At 65.5% G+C, this 4,231-nt stretch carries 4 protein-coding genes; 2 read left to right on the top strand and 2 right to left on the bottom strand.

Features of this window, described 5'->3' with window-relative positions:
- Positions 1-1,226 (top strand): enterochelin esterase (gene fes / locus VIR09_RS31445; protein ID WP_332016430.1); only part of this gene is annotated, 1,226 nt, incomplete at its 5' end.
- 15 nt (positions 1,227-1,241) lie between these two features.
- On the opposite strand, the gene VIR09_RS31440 is transcribed toward fes, so the two are convergent.
- Positions 1,242-1,571, bottom strand: a complete 330-nt coding sequence (locus VIR09_RS31440) for a helix-turn-helix domain-containing protein (protein WP_332016429.1) — start codon at positions 1,569-1,571, stop codon at positions 1,242-1,244.
- 103 nt (positions 1,572-1,674) lie between these two features.
- Between VIR09_RS31440 and VIR09_RS31435 the strand changes: the two genes are divergently transcribed.
- Entirely contained in the window at positions 1,675-2,379 is a 705-nt protein-coding gene (locus tag VIR09_RS31435; RefSeq protein ID WP_332016428.1) for a glutathione S-transferase family protein, read from the top strand.
- An 87-nt stretch (positions 2,380-2,466) separates the two neighbouring features.
- Here the strand turns inward: VIR09_RS31435 and VIR09_RS31430 are convergent.
- A partial coding sequence (locus VIR09_RS31430; protein ID WP_332016427.1) for a mechanosensitive ion channel domain-containing protein occupies positions 2,467-4,231 on the bottom strand: 1,765 nt, incomplete at its 5' end.

Below are 4,231 nucleotides of genomic sequence, written 5' to 3'. Positions count from 1 at the left end.
CCGCGCCGACGCTCGACAGCCCGCGCCTGGCCGCGCTGGCCGAGACGCTGGCCGGGGGCGGAACGACGGAAGCCTTCTGGGCAGAGGTGGCTCAGCAAGGCACGCCGCTGGTCGAAGCCGTGGACGCCAAACATGACCGCGTCACGTTCCTGTGGCGCGGCGCCGAGCGCAATGTGCGCCTGTTCGGCGGGCCGTCGTCGGACCATGCGCAATTGGCGCGCCTGGGTGATTCCGATGTCTGGCATGCCAGCTTTGTCGTGCCCCGATCCACGCGCCTGTCATATCGCCTGGCGCCCGATGTGCCGGAGCTCCCAGGCTCCGGCATGGCGCGGCGTCGCGCGATCCTGGCGACAGCGCAGGCCGATCCTCACAACCCCAAGGCTTATCCGGCGCGCGGCGTCGACGCATTTCAAACCTATTCCATGCTCGAGCTGGCCGAAGCGCCGCCACAGCCATGGGTCGAACCCCGGGCGGGCGTGCCGCAGGGCACGGTCGAGGCGATGGAGCTGCGCAGCGATCTCATGCGCAACACGCGCAAGATCCATCTGTACCGTCCCGCGGGTTGGCAACCTGGCGCCGCCGACAATCGCGTGCTGGTGCTATTCGATGCCGGCGCCTACCTGGGCCGCGTACCCACGCCGACCATCCTGGACAACATGATTGCGGCGGGCGTCATTCCCCCGACGGCTGCGCTGCTGATCGACAATCCCACGGCCGAATCCCGCAGCCTGGAGTTGCCGCCCAACCCGGACTTTGCCGACTTCCTCGCGAAAGAGTTGATGCCGTGGGCGCGCAAGCAAGGTATCAGCGCGCCCGCCGCGCGTACCGTCATCGGCGGCTCCAGCTACGGCGGTCTGGCGTCGGCCTATGCCGCGCTGCGCCACCCCGAGGTATTCGGCAATGTGCTCAGCCAGTCCGGCTCCTATTGGTGGTCGCCGGAGGGCGAAGAGGACCAATGGCTGACGCGGCAATTCGTCGCGGTGCGCAAGCTGCCGGTGCGCTTCTTCCTCGGCGCCGGCCTGTTCGAATCGGGACGCGGCGGCCAGCCGGGCATTCTGGAGAGCAACCGGCATCTGCGGGATGTGTTGCTTGCCAAGGGTTATCTGGTAACGCACCGAGAGGTGGCGGGCGGGCACGATTACCTGGTCTGGCGGGGAACCTTGTCGGATGGGCTGCTGGATTTGATCGGCACGGGAGAGCAGGGTGGCGGGCGTCTTCAGCCTTAGGGATGACTGGCCTGCTCAGAGGGCGTCTTCGGACGCCGCTCCATTCTCTTCCCACCAGTCGCCCAGCGCATCCAGCAGCGGTACGAGCGTCTTGCCGGAAGGCGTGAGGTCATATTCCACGCGCCGCGGATAGCCATCGAAATCGGTGCGCTGGACGATGCCGGCCAATTCGAGCTTGCGCAGTTCCAGCGTCAGCATCCGATGCGAGATGGTCGGATTGTCGCGGCGCAAGTCACTGAAGCGCTTGGTGCCTTCCTTGAGGTAGTAGATCAGCAGCGTCGGCCATCGGCCGCTCAGTATCTGCATGACTTCTTCGATGGGGCAGCGCGAAACCAGGTCTTTCATGGGAGAGTCGTGGTGACAAAAATGTGCGTAATTTACTTAGCCTATCAGATCCGTAGAATTCAATCCGCTGCGCAGCGTAACCCTCATCTACGGAGAAAGAATCTTGGAACCCATACTGGTTTATGGCTTTCCGCTGGGAAGTTCAATGGGGTTGGTCGCTGCGCTGGAGTGGCTTGGAAAGCCGTATCGCTTGTGCCGCGTGGACATGCTTGGAGAGATGCAGCTGCCTTCCTATGCGCGGATCAACGCGCGCCATGAGACGCCCGCATTCGTCAGTGAGCAGGGCGCGGTTTTTACGGAAACCATGGCGATTGCGCGATGGATCGAGAACCGGGACAGCGAACGCAGGATCAGTTTCGATCCTCTTTCGCCCGAGTCCGATCGCATGCACCAGTTCATGGCCTTCCTGAACACCGGCTTCACCGCCGCCTTCACCCCGCATTGGGTCGCCCTGGAAATGGACCCGCCCGATCCGGCGTTGCAGCAAACGCTGCGGGCCTGGGGTGCGCAACGCGTCATCGAGCGGCATGACAAGCTCGAAGCGATGTTGGGCGACACGCCATTTCTGGTGAGCGACCGTCCGACGCTGGCCGACGCCGTGCTGGTCGGCGTGGCGCGCTGGCTGGATTTCCATGAGGTCGCGGCTCAATCGCGTTGGCCCAAGCTGGCGGCGTTGCGGCAGCGCCTGGAAAGCGACCCGGCGGTGAGATATGCCGTCGCGTTGGAAGATGGTGCAAGCCCTGTCTACTCGGGGTCCTGCAAGGGGCATGTGCCGCTGGAGACCGTGATCGCGACCTACGGGAAGTAGACGGATAGACCCGCGTCTGCAAATGCGAGGCGGCAGCCTGCCGCTGCCAGCCTCGCGCAACGCGCTTCCCATGCCCGCCGCGTACCGCTATGTCCGCGGCGCTTCGCCTTCTTCGCGCGCCTCCAGTTCGTTGCCCAGCACTTCGGTCGAATCCTCGCCGCGCGGCGCGGGTTCCAGCGGACGCCGGGTGTGTCCGGCCGCGCGGGCGTTCTCGCCTTCGTCGGGACGCTCGGACTGCATGACCACATTGGCTGGCGGCGCGTATCCTCGCTTGTCCTGACCGAAGTACAGCACTGTATGCGGATAGGGCAGCTCGATGCCGGCGGCGTCGAAGTGTTTCTTCAGGAGCCGGTTGTAGCCGCGCTGCACGGCCCACTGCATGCCTGGCGTGGTCTTGATCAGGATCCGGATGGTCACGCCCTTTTCGTTGACCGCGGTGACCCCGGCGACCGTTATGTCTTCCAGGATCTCAGGCCCCAGTACCGTGTCGGTCATCAGCTCGGCGAAGGCGGCGCGCAGATGCACGATGGCGTCGTCCACGCTTTCGCGATGCGCGATGGTGTATTCGCCCAGGTGGTATGAGAAGTCGCGCATGTGGTTGGTCACGACGTCGACGGAAGAGAACGGCACCAGGTGGTAGCCGCCGTCCAGCGTGCGTATGCCGACCGAGCGTATCGTCATCTTCTCCACCGTGCCGAACACTCCGGCGACCTGCACCACGTCGTTCTCGTTCATGCCGTTCTCAAGCTGGATGAAGATCCCGGTGATGATGTCCTGGACCAGTTTCTGCGCGCCGAAGCCGATGGCCAGGCCGACCACGCCGGCGCCGGCAATCAGCGGTCCCACGTCGATGCCGATCTGCGACAGCAGCACCATCAGCGTCATTGTCACGATGACGATCAGCGCGGCGTTGCGGAACAGCGCCAGCAGGGTGCGCTCGCGCGCGCTGGGCATGCCGCGTCCTTCGCTCTGGCTGAGACGGTGTTCGATGATGCTGGCGATCACGGTCCAGGCCAGGGCCGCGATCAGCAGCACGATGACGATGTTCACCGTCATCCGGATGGCCGCGCCTCCGGAATCCGAGGCCAGCCACCGCGACAGGTCGAAGGCGCGCCACGCGTCCAGGACCAGCAGCACCAGGACGATGCGGATGACGAGGCCGACCAGTTTCAAGGTGGCCGGCACATAGGCGTTGACGCGCGCCTCCAGTAGCGGCAGGCGCTTGCGCAGGTCGTCCGGCAACCTGATGGGCTTGGCCAGCACGGCGTTCAGCAGCAGGATCAGCAGGCTGCCCACGCCGATCACCAGCAGGGTCTGCGCGGTGGCGCGAGCCATGAAGGGCAGCGCGTTGGTCGGATCCACCTGGCTGACTACCAGCAGGATGGTGAAATAGCCGATGCCCAGCACATGCCAGACGCGCGCCAGGATGTGCAGCCGCGAGCCCATGAACGTGGTCGCGTTGGCCGCGCGCCGGTCCAGGTGTCCACGCACCGTCTGGCGGTTGCGCCAGATGACGCGCACGGCGTACACGTAGACCGCCAGCATGATCAGCAGGTTGGCCAGCCGTCCCAGCGCAGGCGACAGCGAGGCCGACACCACGGGATCGACCAGCAGCGTGCCGTAGCCGGCTGCGGTGGCAATGCGCACCAGCCACGCATTCCAGTATCTGGCGTTGTCGTCCGTCATGGGCAGGAGGCGCAGGTGCGGATGCTTCACCGCGAACACCGTGCGGATCAGCACCTTGACGATTTCCACCGACACGAAGGCCCGCAGGAACACCGCCGCCAGGGTGTCCAGCGTGCCGCGGCCAGGCGTGCTCCACAGGGCGGCGGCGCCGCCCGCCATGGCGGCG

The organism is Achromobacter sp., from assembly GCF_036567245.1.
GTDB lineage: Bacteria > Pseudomonadota > Gammaproteobacteria > Burkholderiales > Burkholderiaceae_B > Achromobacter.
This window is presented reverse-complemented; position numbering and strand designations above follow the sequence as displayed.

Bases quoted from the DNA above. Each gene is read 5' to 3' on its own strand.
- VIR09_RS31440 (WP_332016429.1), bottom strand. From the start codon at position 1,571: ATGAAAGACCTGGTTTCGCGCTGCCCCATCGAAGAAGTCATGCAGATA.